We start from the raw sequence: 19,983 nt of genomic DNA on the forward strand, positions 1-19,983 counted from the left end.
GCGCTCCCCACCGCCGGCTGGGTGCCGGACCGCGGCTCGATTGATCGGCCCGGTGAGCGCGGCGTGTCGCCCGGTGCCGCCGCGGCCGACGACGGCTGGGGTGGCGCTCTGCCCTCCACCCGCGGCGCCTCCCCCGAGCGGGCCAGAGCCCCCCGGCGGGCGCCGCAGCGCGGGGGATCAGGCCCGGCTGGGGAGAGTCCGCTGCCCGGTGGTGCGTCCGGGGGGTCCGCCGGCCGGGCCGGCGGGCGCGCGGGCGCATTTGACGGCCGCGACCTTGACCCACCGGCGGCCCGATCGGGCGGTGCTGCATCTAGCGTCGCCGGTCCCACCCGTGCGGCCGGCACGCCCCGCGCGGCGGGTGCCGCCGGCGATCCTCGGGCGAGCCGCGATCCGGGCCCGTCCCGGGACCCGGGCGCCACCCGCGCGGTCGCGGGCGGGCCCTTCGTCCCTGTCGCGGATCCGGGCCCCGGTTCCCGAACCGATCAGGCATCCATCGGCGGGGCCGGTACCGATCCGCGCCGTCATGGCGACCGGGCGGCTGCCGAGGAACCCGTCGTCGGCGGCGGGCGGGGCCGAGACCGGGCTGGTGCCGTCGGCGCCAGGCGCGGCTCCGGCCCGGACCATCCGGACCGCCCGCCGCGGCCGACCGGGCCGGATCGGGCCGCGGGCGCAGCCCGGGGCCCGGCGGGGGTCAACACGCTTTATGACACCGTCGACCAGGCGGCGCTGCGGCGCGTCGACGTCCGGGAACGCACCGCCGACGCGACCGTTTACCACAAGGTGGCGCCGGAGTCGGCCGGGCGCGAGGGTGCGGATCGCGCGGGAATGACGGAGGTGACGCCGGTGCGCCGGGTCGCCGGGCGGCGACGTGATCGGCCCACCCAGGCGACCGAGCGGATGGCGCTGCGAGTCGGCGAGCGGGAGGCCGCCGAGGGGCGCAGCGGGCCGAGTCGGCCAGGGGCTCGGCGGCCGGCCCCCGGGCGCACCGCGCCGGGCCGGGCAGGCTCCGAGCGCACCTCGCGGGCGGCGATGGGAGGCCCGGGTGGACCAGACGGCCCCGGTGGGCCGAGCGGGCCGGGCCGTGGCGGGCGGATCCCCCGTCCGGGCCAGGGCCGGCGTGGTCCGATGTGGTGGCGTCGGCGGCCGCGTTGGCTGCGCAGGCTGGTGCTGGCCGGTGTGTTCTCTTCGGTCCTGCTGTTCGTCGCGGGTATCGCGGTCGTCTACGCGGCGACCCAAGTGCCGCTGCCCGGTGAGGTGAAGACCGACCAGACCTCGATCATCTTCTATGGGCCGCCGGCCGGGTCGAACCAGGGAACCGGCGACGAGCTTGCCCGCATCGGGACGGTGAACCGCACCGACGTGCCGCTGGCCCAGGTGTCCAAGGAAATGCAGCACGCGGTGCTCGCAGCCGAGGACAAAAACTTCTATCACGAGCCCGGGATTTCCCCGAAGGGCATCGCGCGGGCAATCTACGTCAACGTGAGCGGCGGGGAGCTCCAGGGTGGTTCGACCATCACGCAGCAATACGCGAAGAACGCCTATCTGACCCAGGAACGGACGTTCACCCGCAAGATGCGGGAGATCGTGCTCGCGGTCAAGCTGGACCAGAAGTACTCCAAGGACCAGATCCTGGGGTTCTATCTGAATACGATCTACTTCGGTCGCGGTGCCTACGGCATCGAGGCCGCGGCGAAGGCGTACTTCAACACGACGGCCGCGGATCTCACGGCGCAACAGGGCGCGGTCATCGCGGGTCTGATTCGATCACCGAACTATCTTGACCCGGCAAAGAATCCCGGGCCGGCGGCCAGCCGCTGGCATGACGTGGTCGCGACGATGGCCGCCGAGGGCTGGGCACCCCCTTCGATCACCAGCGAGCAGCCCCCGCCGGTCATCCCCAAGGCGGACAACGCCACCACCTCCTCCGCTCAGGTCGCGTACATACGCGACGAGGTGAAACGTGAGCTGATGGCGAACGGGATCACCGAGGATCAGATAAATCGCGGTGGCCTGCGCATCACCACCACGATCGACAAGGGTCGCCAGATGGCCGCGTTCAATGCGGTCAGCGGCGTGCTGAGCACGGCGTATGCGGCGGTGCCGGATCTGCGGACCGGCCTGTCAGCGGTGGAACCCGGGACCGGCCGAATACTCGCCTGGTACGGAGGTTCGCTGTATGGCAAGGACGCGCAGGGGCGCGAGCAGTACGAGGACAACGTCTCCAGGGCGCAGGTGCAGTCCGCATCGACCTTCAAGACGATCACGTTGGTGACGGCGCTCCAGAAGAACATCAACCTGAAGTCGACCTTCGCCGCGCCGGCGAAGATCACGCTGCCGGGCAACTACATCGTCAACAACGACGAGAGCGATGCGGGCGACCTCGGCTACAAGGACCTCATCAAGGCCACGGCGGGTTCGATCAACACGGTGTACGTGCCACTAGGCCAGGACATCGGTGTCAAAAACGTCATTGCTACCGCGCGCCTTCTCGGCATTCGGGATTCGACTGCGTTGGAGCAGGTCGCCGGTATCACTCTGGGTAAGGACAACGTCTACCCCATTGACATGACGACCGTCTATTCAGTCCTCGCCAGCAAGGGGGTGCAGGCCAAACCCCACATGGTGGAAAAGGTGCAGGACGGCAGCGGCCAGGTGATCTACTCGGGCGCCGACCAGAACGTCAAGCAGGTCATTCCCGCCTCGGTCGCCCGGGACGCGACCTACGCCTTGCAGAGTGTGATCACCGATCCGACCGGTACCGGGCACCGGGCCGCGCTTGCGGGCGGCCGTGAGGCCGCCGGGAAGACCGGTACCTCGAGCGACTTCCGGTCCGCCTGGTTCTGCGGATACACGAAGGAGATCGCCTCCTGCGTCGACATGTTCCGCGGCAAGGGCGAGAATAAGGACACGCTCAAGGGCATTCCAGGTGCGACGGACGGGGTGTACGGCGGTACCCTCCCGGCGAAGGTCTGGAAGGCCTTCATGGACGCCGCCCTGCAGGGGGTGCCGAAATCCAAGTTCGACCCGCCGGCCTTCGGTGGACTCGTCCAGGACAACGAGCCGGCGCCGACGCCGACGATGACGCCGAGCACCGCGCCTTCCACCGGTGGCGTCGATTTCAACCTGGGTGACCTGCTCGGCGGCGGCAACGGCGGCAACGGCGGCGGCAACGGCAACGGCGACGGACAGCAGCCCCAGCAGCCCGGCGCGAACCGCCCGAACCCGAACAGGTCCCCCCGCCCGGCGGGAATCTTCGTCGACCCTTTCAAGTGACCGGTGGGCCGACCGCGTCGACAGGATCGGGCGGCCGGGGAGTGGTCACGATGCGTTCCCGCAGCCCCGATCCCGCGGCGACGGGTGGCGGTCCGTCCACCGGTCCCACTCCCAGGTGATCGAGCCCGGTCACCGTCCGCCCGCGCGGGCGCCGTTCCGGAAGCAGGTGAGTTGAAGCGTCGGTGCGTTGGGTGAGAATGGCCCGCATGGCCATGACACCGGCGCCTCCCGCCCGCGTCAGCCCGGCCCGGGAGGACCCGGTCGTGGCGGAGGCGAGTCAGCTCATCGGCGGCCCGCCCGGCGAACATGCGGTCGTCCCGGACCGGCGGACCTGGCTGACTCCGCTGCGCGTGCTGATGGCTCTGGTCATCGTGGCCAGCGTCCTCGGCTACACGCAGAAGATCGGCTGCCGCGACACCCGGAGCTGGACGCACGAGCACCAGTACAGCTCGCTGTGCTACTCCGACGTCGTCGCCCTCTACAGTCAGGAGGGTCTGGTCGACAGGAAGATCCCCTACCTGGACTACCCGACGGAGTACCCGCCGCTGATCGGCGCGGCGATGCAGCTCATCTCCTGGCCCGCGGGCCACGCGTCCGGGCCGCGGGCGGTCTACCGCGACGACGGCGGCCGGCGGGTGTTCGACCATTACACGATGGATCGCCGCTCGGCCGTCTTCTACGACCTCACCGCGCTGCTGTTCATGGTCGCGGCGGGCGTGGCAGTGGCCTGTACCGCGCTGACGGCCGGATCCCGGCGGGTCTGGGACGCGGCGCTGTTCGCGTTGGCCCCCGCGCTCATCCTGCATCTGCTGACGAACTGGGACATCCTCGCGGTGGCCTTCGCCGCCGGCGGCCTGCTCGCCTGGTCCAGACGGGCCCCGCGGCTGGCTGGCCTGCTGCTCGGCCTGGGCATTCTCACCAAGCTCTACCCGGTGCTGTTCCTGCTCGGCCTGTTCTTCGTCTGCCTGCGCGCGGGGAAGCTGCGCGAGCTGGCGAAGACCGTCATCACGGCAATCGTGACGGTGGTCGTCGTGGTCGTGCCGCTGTGGCTGGTGGCCGGCTACTTCGACAAGCAGAACAACAAGGTCGGCGACAGCATCTGGGCGACTTTCTGGCACGGCGGGGACTGGCTGCCTCTGCTCGGTGGGGGTCCGGACGGGGCACGCAACGCCCTCGCGCGGTTCGTCGATCTGAACTCCGACCGGGGCGCCGACTGGGATTCGGTGGCCTTCGGCGCGACCTGGCTCGCCGACCGCCACGACCCGGCCTGGTTCGCGCCGATGCACCTGCTGGTCTGTGTCGTGACCGCCGCTGTCGTCCTCGCGGTGGCGGCGGCGCTGATCGTGCACCGCCCCGACACCCGGCGCCTCGTCGTCGCCTCGGCGGCGGCCACCTGGATCACGGTCTCCGTCGCCGTCCCGCTCGTCCTGCAGGGCATCCGGGAGCACGGCCTGCCCGTCGGCACCCTGAACACCATCACCGCCGCGACGCTGGTCGTCGCCGTGATCGCGATCGGGCTGCTCACCTGGTTCGCGCCGCGCCGGCCACGGCTGCCGCAGGTGCTGTTCCTGCTCGTCGTCGCGTTCCTGCTGAGCAACAAGGTCTTCTCCCCCCAGTACACGATCTGGCTGCTGCCTCTCGTGGCGCTCGCGCGGCCGCGGTGGCGGCTGTTTCTGCTCTGGCAGGCCTGCGAGGCGTGGGTGCTGTTCACCCGGTTCATGCACTTCATCTACAACGACACCCAGGGTCGGCGCGGCATCGACCGGGGCTGGTTCGTCGGTGCGGTGGCGCTGCGCGACCTGGTGCTGCTCATCATGGCGGGCTTCGTCATCCGGGAGATCCTGCATCCGTGGGCCGACATCGTCCGTACCGGCGGCTGGGCGCGGCCGGCCGACCGGCTCGCCACGGACCGGCCTGCGGCGCTGGACCTCGGCGCGGTGGATGACCCGGCCGGGGGGGTGCTGGACCATGCGCCCGACGTGCGCGGCGGCTGGCACGGACGGCCGACGAGGTCGCCGCGTGACCGCGCCCGCGAGCTCCCCGCGGCGACCGGCGACGCGGACGGACGCGACGGTGACGCCTCCGCCGAGGCCGGAGTGACCCCCGGCGCCGGGACCACGGCAGACGCCGGGTTGAAGGCCGGCAAGGCCGGCGCCGGGACGGATGCCGGCGCCGCGGGCGAGCCTGCGGTGCGCCCGGAGTTCGAGCCGCTGGAGCCGGGTGCCCTGTTCCGGCCACGGCAGAACCGCGCGGGTGCCGCCCCGGACGCCGACGACGGGGCCGGTCCCCCCGGTGGCTGAGGCGGTCCCCCGGCCTCCGTCCCTCGGCCCGTCGTCCCTGCCGGATGCACCACCGGACCAGGGGGATCTCGCCGGGTCGGGGGAGGCGACCGGGCCGCAGCACGCGGTCGATCAGGGGGAGCTGACCGGACCCGACCGTCGGTCCGACGTGGACGAGCTCGTCAGCGCCCGCGATCTGACCGGCATCGCCCGCTCGGGCTGGGCCCGCCTGCCGGAGTCAGTCCGGGCCGCCGTCCCGCTCTGGCTCGCCAGCCGGGTTGCCGTCGCCCTGCTCTCCCTGGCCGCGGCGCGAGCGCTGAGCTCGGCGCCGGCACGCAACGCCCCCGGCCTACGCACCCTGTGGGATCGCTGGGATGTCGGCCTGTTCACCAAGGTAGCCCGGTACGGCTATTTCTCCTCCGCCTATGTGGACCGGACGGAGGTCGACTTCCCCGGACTCCCCCTCGCCATCCGACTCGTCCACGTGATCGTGCCGGACTGGATCGTCGCCGGCCTCGTCGTCTCCCTGCTGGCCGGCGCGGTCACCGCGGCCGCGCTGTGGCGGCTCGCCGCGGACGAGGTCGCGGCGCCGGCCGCCAGGTTCGCAGTTCTCAGCCTGATCTGCTTCCCCTATGCGGTGTTTCTGTTCGCCGCCTACTCCGAAGGGCTGTTCCTCGCGTTCGCGACGGCGTCGTGGCTCGCCGCCCGCCGCCAGCGCTGGTGGCTCGCGGGGCTGCTCGGCGCCGGCGCGGCGTCGGCGCGCATCAGCGGGGTCGCCTTCGGCGTGGCCCTCGCCGTGCAGTACGTCGTCGGCCGGCGTGCGGCGGGACGGCCGGTGTTCGCCTGGCCCGCGCTGTCACTGGCCCTCCCGCCGGTGCCGGTCCTCGCCTACCTGGGTTATCTGCGCGCGCGCACCGGCGGCTGGGGCTCCTATACCGATGCGATGCGCGACGGCTGGCATCGCGGCCTCGACTGGCCCTGGTCAGGATGGGCGACCACGTGGTCGTCCGCCACCGACGGCAACGGCGCATCGACCTTTGTGTGGTTCTGGCGCGGGGAGCTGCTCGCGGTGGTCGTCGGCGTGCTGCTGACGATCGTGCTGTTGGTAGGCCGGCGGTGGGGGGAGGCGACCTTCGTCGGTGTGATGACCGCGATCATGGCCTGTACGAACTACTACGCCTCCGGAATCCGCGGGATCCTGGTGGCCTTCCCGCTCTACCTCCTGCTCGCGCGGACCGCCGCACGTCACCCGAGGTTCGCAACCGGCTATCTGTGCCTGTGCGCGCCGGTGATGGCGGTGCTGGTCGTCGCCTTCACCCAGGGGCAATGGGTCGACTGATCCCTGGCGCGGCGCGGTGATCCCCGCATGGGTGATGCGCAACGATGGCGCTGACGTGGGTGAGGAACGGAGAGCGATGCAGTGGACACCGGGGACTCCTGGGCAGGTCGAGCTGACGTCGGAGCTGGGGCCGCAGACCGCGGCTCCCGGGCCGGAACGGACGGGGTCGTAGTGAGTGGTGAACCGGCCGGAGGTGTGCGCGGCGGCCCGGCTGGCAGCGCCATGCGCGGCGGCGGCCGTGGGGACCTGCCGGCGCGGATCGAGCCACGCTCCGTCGCCCGGCTGCTGGGTGCCATCGCGGGCCTGGCCGCGTTCGCGGTGCTCGGGCTGGCGCTCGCCGACCCCACGCCGTCGCGTCATCTGCGTGGGCTGCTCATCACGGTCGATCTCGTCTGCCTGGCCGGCGTGGGAACAGCCTGGCTGCGAGTGGTCCTGGCGGTCGGCGCGCCCAGCGTCTCGAAACGGATCGAGTAAGCTCGATGGGACACGCCGTGCGTCGGCGCACGCGTCCGTTTGCTGGTCAGCCTCCGATCCCTCGCCTGGATCGGCTGGTTGCCGGGGGCGGTCGCCGTGCACTGAAGATCGCCCGGATGTGCCGGCGGGCGGTCCCTCCTGGGATGCCGGCGCCGAGCGCGTCCGCGGCGGCGCAGATCCGGAGCACGGCTCCTCCTGCCACGGAGAATCCGTGGCCGCCCGAGTCCACAGGAGGTGGGTTCAACCTTGGCACGTCATTACGAGCTCATGGTGATCCTCGATGCCGATCTCGAGGAACGCACCGTTGCGCCGTCCCTTGACCAGTACCTCGGTGTCGTCCGGCAGGGCGGCGGCGTGGTCGAGAAGGTCGACATCTGGGGCCGGCGCCGGCTCGCCTACGAGATCACGAAGAAGCACGAAGGCATCTACGCGGTCATCGACCTGCACGCGGATCCGGATGTGGTCGCCGAGCTCGACCGCCAGCTCGTGCTGAACGAGTCGGTCATCCGCACGAAGGTCATTCGGCTTCCCGAGCCGAAGAAGCCTCGTCAGAGCCGCCGGGTGGCGGCATGATCCGGTCCGCGACGACGGCTGTCTCGCCGTTGTTGTGGGCCGCCGACATCCGGGAGGGCGCCCATGGCCGGTGAGACGGTCATCACCGTCGTTGGCAACCTGACCAGCGACCCCGAGCTACGGTTCACGTCGAGCGGCGCCGCGGTGGCGAGCTTTACCATCGCCTCCACGCCGCGCACGCTGGACCGCCAGACCAATGAATGGAAAGACGGCGAGGCGCTGTTCCTGCGCTGTTCTATTTGGCGGCAGGCCGCCGAACACGTCGCCGAGTCGCTGCAGAAAGGCGCCCGGGTCATCGTCACCGGTCGGCTCAAGCAGCGCTCGTTTGAGACCCGTGAGGGTGAGAAGCGCACTGTGATTGAGCTCGAGGTCGACGAGGTCGGCCCAAGTCTGCGTTATGCGACCGCAAAGGTCGTCCGCGCCGCCCGTGGTGGCGGCGCCGGCGCCGGTGGTGGCGGCGGCTACAGCGGTGGTGGTGGTGGCGGCGGCTTCGGCGCGCCCGCCAGCGTCCCCTCCGGTGCTCCGGCCGGTGGAGTTCCTAATGATGATCCCTGGTCGCAGCAGCCGGCCGGTGGCTTCTCAGACGAGCCTCCGTTTTGAGCGGGCGTTCGTCGTCCTCGCGGTCGACACAACGGGGTAGGAGCACTTCCATGGCCAAGGCGGCCGTGCGCAAGCCCAAGAAGAAGGTTTGCGTCTTCTGCAAGGACAAGGTCGAGTACATCGACTTCAAGGACACCTCGCTGCTGCGCAAGTACATCTCGGACCGGGGCAAGATTCGCGCCCGCCGGGTGAGCGGGAACTGCAGCCAGCACCAGCGCGACGTGGCGACGGCGGTGAAGAACAGCCGCGAGATGGCGCTGCTGCCCTACACCGCGTCGGCCCGCTAGGGGGTGGCGGGGTGAAGCTCATCCTGACCCAGGAGGTCCCTGGCCTCGGTAGCCCGGGCGACATCGTCGAGGTCGCGAACGGCTACGGGCGCAACTACCTGGTGCCGCGTAAGTACGCGATCATCGCGACGAAGGGTGCGGAGCGCCAGGTCGAGCAGATCAAGCGGGCCCGCTCGGCCCGGGCGGTCCGCGACCTCGGCCACGCCCAGGAGATCGCCGGCCAGCTCGGCGGCCTCAAGGTCGAGCTGATCGGCAGGGCCGGCAAGGAAGGCCGCTTGTTCGGCTCGGTGACAGCGGCAGATGTGGTCGAAGCCGTCACCGCGGCGGGCGGTCCGGAGCTGGACCGGCGGCGCGTCGAGCTGACCACGCCGATCAAGTCCCTCGGGGCGTACACGGTTGCCGTGCATCTCCACCCCGAGGTGACCGCATCGGTGAAGCTCCAGGTCAAGAAGGCCTAGGACCGGCGGCACGCCCCTCGCGAGACGGCATGGCGTCTCGCCGGCGAGGCGCGGTCTTCCCGGACCGACGCGAACTCCCCCGGCCGACCCACCCCAGTGGTGGTCCTCGGTCCGGGGGAGTTTGTCGTTGCGGGACCAGACCCGTGACGAACTTTCTTCCACCCTGTCTTATCCACAGGAGAAGGGCCGGAGGCGCCTGCTGTACCTGCGGTCCCGTGCCCTTGTGGTCCCGGTTTTCCACATGGTGTGCGCCGCTGTCCCGAGCTCATCCCCAGGTTCCGGCAGGTTACCCACAGCTTTTCCACAAGGGCCTGTGGATAACTTTTTGGTGGGGGTGCTCGTCGAACCGTATGGTCGGACCCTTCAGACTGGGTCCGCCGGACTCGCCCGGCCAGCTTGGAGGGCCGTTCATCGGGTGCACGGGGCCGTGTTCCGTCTGCGGCTGGTCGTCGGGTAAGCGCCATGGCGTGGCCGGATCGCCGGGCAGGGACGCCGGTGGGGCAGGAAGTCCGCGCTCGGTCGGCCGATGGCCGGACGGCCGCCGGGCCGGGTGCGGCGTGACGGGGGTCGACGGGTGGCCGAGATCTGTCGGGCGTGGCGACGTGGCCTGTTGACCGCAGCTCTGGTGTGTACGAACATATGTTCGAATCTGGATCTGCGGGAGAGCGGGGAGGGCGCGTCGTGAGCGTCACTGAGATCTCGCGCGGCGGCGCCGGCGGAGGCGCGGAGTTCGAACGGGTCCCGCCGCACGACCTCCCGGCCGAGCAGAGCGTGCTCGGCGGCATGCTGCTGTCGAAGGACGCCATCGCCGACGTCGTCGAGGTCCTGCGGATGGCGGACTTCTACCGCCCGGCCCACGGACTCGTCTACGAGGTCATCGGCGACCTGTACGGCCGCGGCGAGCCCGCCGACGTCATCAGCGTCGCGGCCGAGCTGAGCCGCCGCGACATGCTGGAACGGGTCGGTGGCCCGGGCTACATGCATACCCTGATCTCAAGCGTGCCCACCGCGGCGAACGCCGGGTACTACGCGCGCATCGTCGCCGAGAAGGCGGTCCTGCGCCGCCTCGCCGAGGCCGGCACCCGCATCGTCCAGCTCGCCTTCGGCGCTGCCCCCGACGTCAGCGATGTGGTGGACCGCGCACAGGCCGCCGTGTACGAGGTGACCGAGCAGCGGTCGAACGACGACTACCTGCCGCTGGGAGAGCTGCTCAACCCGGCCCTGGAGGAGATCGAGTCGATCCAGGGGCGCGGGGAAGGCGCGCTGACCGGCGTGCCGACCGGCTTTGTCGACCTCGACGAGCTGACCAACGGCCTGCACGGCGGCCAGCTGTGGATCGTCGCGGCCCGGCCGGCCGTGGGCAAATCCACGCTGGGTCTGGATTTTGCCCGGGCGGCGTCGATCAAGAACGGATTGACCTCGGTCATCTTCTCGCTGGAAATGAGCCGCATGGAGATCACCATGCGGCTGCTGTCGGCCGAGGCGCGGGTGTCGTTGCAGAACATCCGCACCGGCCGGCTCACCGACGACGACTGGGCCAGGTTGGCCCGGCGGATGGGCGAGGTGGCCGAGGCGCCGCTGTTCATCGACGACAGCCCGCACCTGACGATGATGGAGATCCGAGCCAAGGCCCGCCGGCTCAAGCAGCGTAACGACCTGCGCCTGGTCATCCTCGACTACCTGCAGCTGATGTCGTCGCCGAAGAAGGTGGAGAGCCGCCAGCAGGAGGTCAGCGAGATCTCGCGGTCACTGAAGCTGCTGGCCAAGGAGCTCGACGTGCCGGTCGTCGCGATCTCCCAGCTCAACCGCGCCTCCGAGCAGCGGGCCGACAAACGCCCCCAGGTCTCCGACCTGCGTGAGTCCGGCAGCCTCGAACAGGACGCCGACGCGGTCATCCTGCTCTACCGGGAGGACACGGTCGAGAAGGAGTCGGCGCGCGCAGGGGAGGCGGACCTCATCATCGCCAAGCACCGCAACGGGCCGACCGGCACCGTGACCGTCGCCTTCCAGGGGCACTACTCGCGATTCGTCGACATGGCGAACTGAGCTGTCCCGGCCCGGTTCTGGGCACGGGGTCCGACCGGCGCCCACCTACACCGGTCGGCGGACCACGATCTCCGGACGGTGACACACTGGGCGCTATGACCACCGGGATGATGCGGACCACCGGGAAGATACGGACCATGGGCTACATGCAGCATGGCGAGGAGACGTCCGGTGAGTGACGACGGGAACGGCGGGCCCGCGGGGCCGGGCGTCCTGGAGATCGCCCAGTTCGACGTCCAGCCTGGCACCGAGGAGAAGTTCGTGGCCGCCTACCAGGAGGTGCGTCAGGAGCTGGTCGGCACGCCTGGCTTCCGGTCCGTCCGACTGACCCGGGGCATCGAGTCGCCGTCCAGCTTCGTGCTGCTCGTCGAGTGGGCGACGCTGGACAGCCACCTGAAGAACTTCCGGGAGTCCGATCGTTTCGTCCGCTGGCGTGCGGCGCTCGGACCGTACTTCGCCAGTCCGCCGTCCGTGGCCCACGGCGTGGACGTCCCGGCCGGTCCCGATCCGATCTGACCTGCCCCACGATCGCTTGGACCCCTGATCATGGACGACTTCTTCGGGTTCCTGTTCATCGCGCCGATCTCGGCTGTCTTCTTCGGCTTCCTCATCTGGCTGCTCCCGGCGATCCTGCTCCGCGGCAGGATCGAAAGGCTCGAGGTCCGGCCGTTCGCGTTCTTCGTCACCGGCTACGTCTTCACCGTCGTCCTGGTGCTGTTCCTGCTTATCGCCCGGCACCAGGTATGGCCGATCGCCGGAACCCTCGCCTCTCTCGGGCTCGTGTGGGTGGTCCAGGACCAGTGGCGCCGTCGCCGGCCCCTCGCCAGCCGGAAGGTAGCTCGCCGCAGCGGGCCAACGCAGCCCGGACAGCCGGGATCCGCCGGTCCGCAGCAGGTCGGATACCCCGGTCAGCCGATCGGCCAACCCGGCCCACTCGGCTATCCCGGTCAGCCCGGCTATCCCGGTCAGCCCGGCTATCCCGGTCAGCCCGGCTATCCCGGCTATCCCGGTCAGCCCGGTCAGCCCGGTTATCCCGGCTACTCGGGTCAGCCTGGCTATCCCGGCGTCCCGGGCTATCCGGCACAGCCGGTGCAGCCTGGCCATCCAGCTCAACCTCCTCAATCAGGTCAGCCCGGTTACCAGAGTCCCCGGCCCGCTGCCCACCCGGGAGGCGCGCCGCCCGGCTGGCCGGGCGTGCCGGCGGCAGGCGGCCGCGGCGGAACTCCTCCCGCCGCGAAACCCGGGGTCCGTCTGCCGGGGGACGAGGACGGTCCGCCCATCCCCGGCTTCCCGCCGATTCCGGACTACCCGCCGCTGGGCGGGTCTGCGCCGGGCGCCGACCTACCCCCCATCCCGGACTTTCCCCCGATCCCAGATTTTCCGCCGATCCCGCCTATCCCGGACTACCCGCCGGACTTCGACGAGCAGGCGGGTCTCGCGCCCGGTGGGGGCGGCGAGCACGATCCCGCCGATACCGATCGCACGACCGGTCCGACCGGTCCGGCGGGTCCGAGTGAGCCGACCGGTGGGTCGGCAACCGGCGCTGGTGCACCGCCCGACCCGGCGGGTGGCCGGGGCGGCGGGCGGCGGATCGCCGGCTACCCTTGGGCGGTCCCGCCGCCGGGGCGACGTCCGGGTGACTCCTCACGGCCACCTCGAACCGCACCCGGCGAGCCCGACCCGGACTCCTGACCGGCCCAGGCGTCCGACCGACCGGTGACCGGGTCGTCGCGCAGGGCAGCGCCCATGATGTGGCGTACCGTCATGGCATCGCCAGTCCGTTGCCGGCGGTCCCCGTCGGGGCGTAGCCGGCGTGATGTCCGAGGTCGAGATGCCCGCTCTCCGCTCCCGAACCACCACGCATGGCCGGAACATGGCCGGGGCCCGCGCCCTGTGGCGCGCGACCGGCATGACCGATGACGACTTCGGCAAGCCGATCATCGCCATTGCGAACAGCTTCACCCAGTTCGTGCCGGGCCACGTGCACCTGCGTAACCTCGGCGCCCTGGTCGCGGAGGCGATTGCGGAGTCCGGGGGAGTGGGCCGGGAGTTCAACACGATCGCGGTCGACGACGGCATCGCGATGGGGCACGGCGGGATGCTGTACTCGCTGCCGTCGCGGGAGATCATCGCCGACAGCGTCGAGTACATGGTCAACGCCCACTGTGCCGACGCACTGGTCTGCATCTCCAACTGCGACAAGATCACCCCTGGCATGCTGCTCGCGGCGCTGCGGCTCAACATCCCGACCGTGTTCGTCTCCGGTGGGGCGATGGAGTCCGGCAACGCGGTGATCTCCGGCAACACGGCCCGGTCCAAGCTGGACCTCATCACGGCGATGTCCGCGGCGGTGAACCCCGAGGTCTCCGACGACGACCTGTCGACGATCGAGCGGTCGGCCTGCCCGACCTGCGGCTCCTGCTCCGGGATGTTCACCGCGAACTCGATGAACTGCCTGACCGAAGCGATGGGCCTGTCCCTGCCGGGCAACGGCTCGACGCTGGCCACCTCCGCCGCCCGCCGCGAGCTGTTCGTCGAGGCCGGCCGGCTCGTCGTCGACCTGGCCCGGCGCTACTACGAGAAGGACGACGGGGCCGTCCTGCCCCGCTCGATCGCGACGGCCGCGGCGTTCCGCAACGCCTTCGCCGTGGACGTGGCGATGGGCGGCTCGACGAACACCGTGCTGCACCTGCTCGCCGCAGCCGTCGAGGCCGGCGTCGACGTGACGCTCGCCGACATCGACCAGATCTCGCGCACCGTGCCCTGCCTGTGCAAGGTCGCGCCCAGCTCCGCCCACTACTACATGGAGGACGTGCACCGGGCCGGCGGGATCCCGGCGATCCTCGGCGAGCTCGACCGGGCCGGCCTGCTCGACCGGGACACCCACTCGGTGCACGCGGCCAGCCTGCGGGAGTTCCTCGACCGCTGGGACATCCGCGGCGCGGACCCCTCGCCGGACGCGGTCGAGCTGTTCCACGCAGCGCCGGGCGGGGTGCGCACGATCGAGCCGTTCAGCACCACCAACCGCTGGGATTCCCTCGACACCGACGCGGAGAACGGCTGCATCCGCTCCGTCGAGCACGCTTACTCCGCAGAGGGCGGCCTCGCCGTGCTGTTCGGTAACCTCGCCACCGACGGCGCGGTCGTCAAGACCGCCGGGGTGGACGAAAGCCAATGGTCCTTCCGCGGCCCGGCGCTCGTCGTCGAAAGCCAGGAGGACGCGGTCGACGCCATCCTGAACAAGCGGGTCCAGCCCGGAGATGTGATCATCGTCCGGTATGAGGGTCCTCGTGGCGGCCCCGGCATGCAGGAGATGCTCTACCCGACCGCCTTCCTCAAGGGGCGTGGTCTCGGGCCCAAGTGTGCGCTGATCACCGACGGCCGATTCTCCGGGGGGAGCTCGGGCCTGTCGATCGGCCATGTCTCGCCGGAGGCCGCGCACGGCGGCACGATCGCCCTCGTCCGTGACGGCGACATCATCGACATCGACATTCCGACGCGCCGGCTGGAACTGCTCGTCTCCGAGGAGGAGCTGGCGCGGCGGCGGACCGAGCTGGAGGCGGCCGGCGGCTACCGACCGGCGGACCGGGAACGCCCCGTCTCGGCGGCGCTGCGCGCCTACGCGGCGATGGCGACCTCGGCGTCGACCGGGGCTGCCCGCGACGTCGGCCTTCTCGGCGGCTGACGTCGGCGGCTGGCGTCGACGGCAGCTGACGGCCCGCCCCCCCGTGGGGCGTCGGCCAGAGCTCAGACCGACGCCGCCGTGGGCGTGGTCGAGGGCGTCGCGAGGGTCACGGCGAAGTCGCCCTCGGGGTCGGTCCACTGCTGGGCCACCGCCCAGCCGGTGTCCGCCAGCTCCGTGGTGATCCTGTCCCGGGTGAACTTCGCACTGATCTCGGTCAGCAGGTCATCCCCACGCTGGAAATCGACGGCCAGCGCGAGGGAATCGATGGTCACCTGCTGGTCGCGGACCGCGCGCAGCCGCATCTCGATCCAGGCGTCCGCCGCGTTCCAATGGACGACGTGTGCGAAGCCGCGGATGTTGAAGTCCGCACCCAGCTCCCGGTTGATCACGGTCAGCACGTTGCGGTTGAACGCGGCGGTCACCCCGGCCCCGTCGTCGTAGGCGGCGACCAGCCGGTCCGGGTCCTTGACCAGATCCGTGCCGAGCAGCAGGGCGTCGGTGGAACCGCACTGCTCGCGTAGCGCGCGCAGGAACGCGCCCCGCTTCGCGGGCCGCATGTTGCCGATCGTGCCGCCGAGAAAGGCGATCAGACGCCGACCACCGCTGGGCAGGTGCGACAGGTGCCGCTCGAAGTCGCCGACGACAGCATGCACGGCAAGGTCCGGATAGACGGCGATGAGGCTGCGACCAGCCTGCGTCAGGGTGGACTCGTCGACGTCGAACGCGACGAACTTGCGCAGTCCGCCGGTGGCGCGCAGGGCGTCGAGCAGCAACCGGGTCTTCTCGGACGTGCCCGAGCCCAGTTCGACGAGGGTGTCGGCGGGGCAGGCGGCCGCGATATCGCTCGCGTGGTCGTCGAGGATTGCCCGCTCACGCCGGGTGGGGTAGTACTCCGGCAGCCTGGTGATCTCGTCGAACAGCATGCCGCCGGTGGCGTCGTAGAACCACTTCGGCGGTAGTTCCCGGGGGTTCGCGGTGAGCCCGCCGAGCACGTCGCGGGCCAGATTGACGGCGCGATCCGACGCGTGCACGTGCCGGTCCAGGGTCAGTCCCGCAAACGTCGTCGCCCCAGCGACCGTGCCGGTCCCACTCGAGGTGCCGTCGGTGCTGTCCGCGTCGTCCGTGTCGGCGGTGCCTGTGGCACCCGCGGGGGTGGTGACCGGAGTCCTCGGTGTCATCGTGGCGCCCTCCATCGATGTGGTGCAACCCACAGTAATCGATCTAGGAGATCAAACTACGAAGAGTGACTTTGTGTGTGTCGACCACTAGGAGATGATGGTCCGGAACGTCGATCCAGTCGGATTCATCATCGTCCGGCTCGCTCGCGACCAGCACGCCGTCCGGTTCCACCCGGTAGGACAAGCTGTCGCGCCAGGTGGTCGCCACGAGCTGGGTACCGTCCGTCACCAACAGGTTCAGCCGGGCCGCCTCATCGCCGACCGCCGCCGGTTCCAGCGGTTCTGGTGGCGGCTCGGACGCCCAGTCGCCGGCCCACGGCACGACGCCACCCGCCCGCCGGTCCGCCATCCCCGCGTCACTGAGCGACAGCACAACCTCGGCAACGGCGTCGGCCAAGGGTAGCTTGGCGGCCCGCTCCCAGACCAGCGCGGCCAGCAGAGCCGAGTCGCAGGAGGAGTCGGGCGGGGGAGCGTCGAGCCGCTCGCGCAGCAGCGCCCGCACGGCCGCGGGGTCGACGCGCCCGTTGTGGCTGAGCAGCCGGTCTCCATCGCTGAACGGAGCCGTCGAGGACTCCTCCACCGGCATGCCCACGCTGGCGCTGCGCACCGCGGCCAGCACACAGCCGGACGCGAGCGCGCCGGCCATCGACGCGTAGGAGGCGTCCGTCCACATTGGCACCGCGCGACGCAACCGGGCGGGCTGTGGGCGCAACGCCGGGGCGTACCAGCCGACCCCGAAGCCGTCGGCGTTGATCGTGCCGTGCCGCATCCGGCGCGGCGCCCAGGACTGGCGCAGCAGGCTGTGCGGTGCGTCCATGGTCAGCCGGGCCAGGGTACGCGGCGCGCCGAGCCAGGCGAGATGGCGGCACATCGGCTCAGCTGCCGTCGCGGGCCAGCCGAAAGCCCGCGAAGATCTGACGGCGAATCGGGTAGTCCCAGTTGCGGAAGGTGGCGCGCGCGGCTGAGGGATCCGTCGCCCAACTGCCGCCGCGCAGGACCCGGAACGCCGAATCCGCCCCCGGCCTCGGGAAGAAGACCTCGCTGTACTCGCGGTATGGATGGGACCGGAAACCCGGGTACGGAGTGAAACCGCTCGCGGTCCATTCCCAGACGTCCCCGATCATCTGCTCGGCCCCACAGGGACTCGCGCCCGCGGGATAGGCCCCCAGCGGGGCTGGGCCATCCGTGCGATGGCCCAGGTTGGCATGCTCCGGCATCGGATCGGTGTCCCCCCAGGGATAGCGCCGTGAACGTCCGGTGGCCGGGTCGTGGGCGGCGGCCTTCTCCCACTCCGCCTCGGTGGGCAGCCGGCGGCCGGCCCAGCGGGCGTGCGCCTCGGCCTCGTACCAGCAGACGTGCTGGACCGGCTCGTCGAGCGGCACCGGCTCGAGCTGGCCGAAACGCCGACGCAGCCACTGCTCGCCGTCGCGTGACCAGAACGCCGGCGCGGTCAGGTTCTCCTGCTGGCGCCACTGCCAGCCCGCGGCCGACCACAGGCGCTCGTCGTCGTAGCCGCCGGCGTCGATGAAGGCGATGTGCGCCCGGTTGGACACCGGCAGGGTGTCGATCCAGAACGCGGGCAGGTCCACCTGGTGCGCGGGCCGCTCGTTGTCGTAGGCCCAGGGCTCGGTGCTCGTGCCCAGCGTGCATGGCCCGGCCGGCACCAGCACCTCGGCGCGCGGCACGGGCCGTCCGGGCGGCGGCGCCTGCCCCGGGGCGAGCAGCGGCGGTCCGGCGCGCAGCTGATGGGTGGCGAGCATCGTCTCGTCGTGCTGGTGCTCGTGCTGGATGACCATGCCGTAGACGAAGCCGCCGGCAAGCAGTTCCTCGGCGTCGGCGGACAGCGGCGCGAGCCGGTCGAGGGTGTCGAGGGTGTCGAGGGTTCGGCCGCGGACCTCGCGCAGGTAGGCGCGGGCCTCGGCCGGGTCGAGCAGCGTGAGGCGGATTCGGCTGGCCCGGCTGTGCCGGAAGGCGTCGTAGATGTCGTCGAGGCCCGGCCGGGTCTCGACGGCGTCGCCGAGCGTGCGCACCAGCCAGAGATCCTCGTAGTTGCCGATGTGGGCGAGGTCCCAGACCAGCGGCGACATCAGTGGCGAGTGCTGGCGGAGAAGCTCGTCGGCGTCGATGTCGGTGTAGGCCAACGAGCGCTTCCGCGCGAGGTCTAGCGCGCTGGCCACGGCCTGCGCGGTGACCGGCGCTGCCGAGGAGGCCGGGTCCTGGGTCAGGCGACCGAAACGCACAGTTGTGCCTCCTCGCGCAGCAGGCCGGTCGGGCCGATCAGGGTGAACCGCTCGGACAGTTCGTCGGCCGGGCACCGGCCTCGTTGTGGATAACGCTCGGCGAACGTGTCGACCGCCTCGGCGAGGTCGACGCAGCCGGCGCGGCGCAGCGCGGCGGCGGCGAGCTCCAGGCAGCGCACCGCGGCCAGCCGCAGCGGCTCGTCGGCCATGCCCAGCATCGCCGCCGCCGGCCAGCGTCGCGCCACCGGTGCGCACGCCTCGGCCGCCCCCCCGGCGGCGATCGGATCGTCGAGCAGAGCGGTCGCCACCGCCACCGCCACCCGCCAGCCCTCCCCGGGCTGGGCGTCGAGGTAGCGCAGCTCCCACCAGCCCCGCGGGCGGACGGGCGGGAACACCGTCGTCGCGTGATACGACAGATCATCGAGGGTCGGCGCCCGCTCGACCGGGCCCCGCCCGGCGACCCAGTTTCCGAACGTATGCCCGCCGGTCACCGGGACGAAGCGGCGGTCCTCGCCGGGCCCGACGTCCCTCGCCGGGTCGGCGATCATCATCAGCTTCGCGTCCAGCAGGTACCTCGCCCAGCGCTCTACGAGATCGTCGGGCCGTGCCACCGCCGCCGTTGCGGGCAGGTCCAGCACGGAGCGGGTGCGGCTCGCATCGATGCCCGACCAGACCGCCTGGCGGGTCGAGCGCCAGCCGGTACGCCGGCCGGCGAGCGCCGGCGAGGCGGCGAACATCGCGGTCAGCACGGGCCCGATCTCGTGGGCCAGCCGGAACCGCTCGACCGCCTGCGCGGGCGTTGCGCCGAGGTCCAGGTTGACCTGGACGGACGCGGTGGAGCACATCATCACCTCGCCGGAGGTCCCCCCACCGGTCCGGAAGTGTTCCTCCATGGCGGCGTACCGGGACGCGGTGGTCTGGCGCACCCCGGCGCGCAGCGGATCCACCCCCATCCCGACGACGGCGAGGCCGTCCTCGGCCAGCGCCGCCCGCACCAGCCGCAGGTCCGCGGCGGTGGACTGGACAGCGGCCGCCAGTCCGGCCGGCGGGCCCGACAGCTCCAGCTGGCCGCCGGGCTCGAAGGTGAGCCGGCTTCCCCCCGGCAGGACCGGCCCGCCGGCGCCGGTGCCCAGGCCGACGATCCGGTCGAGCGCCCGGCGGGTCCGCGCGGGCGGGACCGGTCGGTGCACCGCCCGGCTGTCCACGACGAACCATTCCGTCTCGATCCCCACCGACGTCCCGATCCCCACCGGCAGCTCGGACGCATCCGCGGGGTTCTCGGCCGGGGTGACGCAGCCGGCGGCGAAGGCCCGCACCGCGTCGAGGCCGACCGGCTGGTCCGGGTGAGCCGACTCCGGGGAACTCGGGGCGCAGGGGTGGCCGATGGACGACTGTCGGCCTGGCGACGGCGCGGCCGACGACCGGTGGGGCGATGGCGGCTCATCGTCCCCGGATCCCCGGAGTGTCACGTGACGTGGCATCCTGCGACTCCTTCTCGGTGCTGCCACCGGTGGGCGTGGCGCCCGGTGGCGGCGTTCCCCGGAGTTCTCC

At 71.4% G+C, this 19,983-nt stretch carries 16 protein-coding genes; 12 read left to right on the forward strand and 4 right to left on the reverse strand.

Annotated elements, in window-relative coordinates; all coding sequences use genetic code 11:
• The first annotated feature begins 1,164 nt into the window (after positions 1–1,164).
• The 12 genes from NBZ83_RS06205 to ilvD all read left to right on the forward strand — a co-directional run bounded on the left by NBZ83_RS06205 (position 1,165) and on the right by ilvD (position 15,014).
• Positions 1,165–3,273: a transglycosylase domain-containing protein gene (locus NBZ83_RS06205; protein WP_261574516.1), complete on the forward strand. Its 2,109-nt coding sequence runs from the start codon at positions 1,165–1,167 to the stop codon at positions 3,271–3,273.
• 197 nt (positions 3,274–3,470) lie between these two features.
• A complete protein-coding gene (locus NBZ83_RS06210) occupies positions 3,471–5,573 on the forward strand; it encodes a glycosyltransferase family 87 protein (RefSeq protein WP_261567477.1) in 2,103 nt (700 codons plus the stop codon).
• 148 nt (positions 5,574–5,721) lie between these two features.
• On the forward strand, positions 5,722–6,891 hold the full coding sequence (locus tag NBZ83_RS06215; protein ID WP_261574522.1) for a putative hexosyltransferase: 1,170 nt from the start codon (positions 5,722–5,724) through the stop codon (positions 6,889–6,891).
• Positions 6,892–7,062: 171 nt separating this feature from the next.
• Positions 7,063–7,365, forward strand: a complete 303-nt coding sequence (locus NBZ83_RS06220) for a hypothetical protein (protein WP_261574517.1) — start codon at positions 7,063–7,065, stop codon at positions 7,363–7,365.
• A 246-nt stretch (positions 7,366–7,611) separates the two neighbouring features.
• A complete protein-coding gene (gene rpsF, locus NBZ83_RS06225; RefSeq protein ID WP_261567460.1) occupies positions 7,612–7,938 on the forward strand; it encodes a 30S ribosomal protein S6 in 327 nt (108 codons plus the stop codon).
• 63 nt (positions 7,939–8,001) lie between these two features.
• Positions 8,002–8,538: a single-stranded DNA-binding protein gene (locus tag NBZ83_RS06230; protein ID WP_261567461.1), complete on the forward strand. Its 537-nt coding sequence runs from the start codon at positions 8,002–8,004 to the stop codon at positions 8,536–8,538.
• A gap of 50 nt (positions 8,539–8,588) precedes the next feature.
• Positions 8,589–8,825, forward strand: a complete 237-nt coding sequence (rpsR, locus tag NBZ83_RS06235; protein WP_009741495.1) for a 30S ribosomal protein S18 — start codon at positions 8,589–8,591, stop codon at positions 8,823–8,825.
• An 11-nt stretch (positions 8,826–8,836) separates the two neighbouring features.
• Positions 8,837–9,283 (forward strand): 50S ribosomal protein L9, encoded by a 447-nt coding sequence (rplI, locus tag NBZ83_RS06240; RefSeq protein WP_136446383.1) that lies wholly within the window; start codon positions 8,837–8,839, stop codon positions 9,281–9,283.
• A 681-nt stretch (positions 9,284–9,964) separates the two neighbouring features.
• Positions 9,965–11,329 carry a replicative DNA helicase gene (gene dnaB / locus NBZ83_RS06245; RefSeq protein WP_261560322.1) on the forward strand — a complete coding sequence of 455 codons (1,365 nt, stop codon included), beginning with the start codon at positions 9,965–9,967 and terminating at the stop codon, positions 11,327–11,329.
• Between the two features lie 171 nt (positions 11,330–11,500).
• Complete coding sequence (locus tag NBZ83_RS06250) at positions 11,501–11,845, forward strand: antibiotic biosynthesis monooxygenase family protein (RefSeq protein WP_261567462.1); 345 nt, start codon at positions 11,501–11,503, stop codon at positions 11,843–11,845.
• 30 nt (positions 11,846–11,875) lie between these two features.
• The gene (locus tag NBZ83_RS06255) at positions 11,876–13,021 is read left to right on the forward strand and encodes a hypothetical protein (protein ID WP_261574518.1); all 1,146 of its coding nucleotides are present in this window, start codon (positions 11,876–11,878) and stop codon (positions 13,019–13,021) included.
• A 139-nt stretch (positions 13,022–13,160) separates the two neighbouring features.
• Positions 13,161–15,014, forward strand: a complete 1,854-nt coding sequence (gene ilvD, locus NBZ83_RS06260; protein WP_261567464.1) for a dihydroxy-acid dehydratase — start codon at positions 13,161–13,163, stop codon at positions 15,012–15,014.
• Positions 15,015–15,076: 62 nt separating this feature from the next.
• Here the strand turns inward: ilvD and egtD are convergent, their stop codons facing one another.
• Genes egtD through egtA form a run of 4 tightly spaced genes read right to left on the reverse strand, consistent with a single transcriptional unit; the run spans position 15,077 to position 19,913 of the window.
• Positions 15,077–16,192, reverse strand: a complete 1,116-nt coding sequence (gene egtD, locus NBZ83_RS06265; RefSeq protein WP_261567465.1) for an L-histidine N(alpha)-methyltransferase — start codon at positions 16,190–16,192, stop codon at positions 15,077–15,079.
• 43 nt (positions 16,193–16,235) lie between these two features.
• Positions 16,236–17,063, reverse strand: coding sequence for an ergothioneine biosynthesis protein EgtC (egtC, locus tag NBZ83_RS06270; RefSeq protein ID WP_261567466.1), 828 nt, complete (start codon positions 17,061–17,063; stop codon positions 16,236–16,238).
• A 4-nt stretch (positions 17,064–17,067) separates the two neighbouring features.
• Positions 17,068–18,432, reverse strand: a complete 1,365-nt coding sequence (egtB, locus tag NBZ83_RS06275; protein WP_261574519.1) for an ergothioneine biosynthesis protein EgtB — start codon at positions 18,430–18,432, stop codon at positions 17,068–17,070.
• Entirely contained in the window at positions 18,414–19,913 is a 1,500-nt protein-coding gene (egtA, locus tag NBZ83_RS06280; RefSeq protein ID WP_261567468.1) for an ergothioneine biosynthesis glutamate--cysteine ligase EgtA, read from the reverse strand. Before egtA ends, egtB begins: the two co-directional genes overlap by 19 nt.
• Between the last annotated feature and the right edge of the window lie 70 nt (positions 19,914–19,983).

Origin of the sequence: Frankia gtarii (assembly GCF_025403375.1) — a bacterium.
Classification (GTDB): Bacteria; Actinomycetota; Actinomycetes; order Frankiales; family Frankiaceae; genus Frankia; species Frankia gtarii.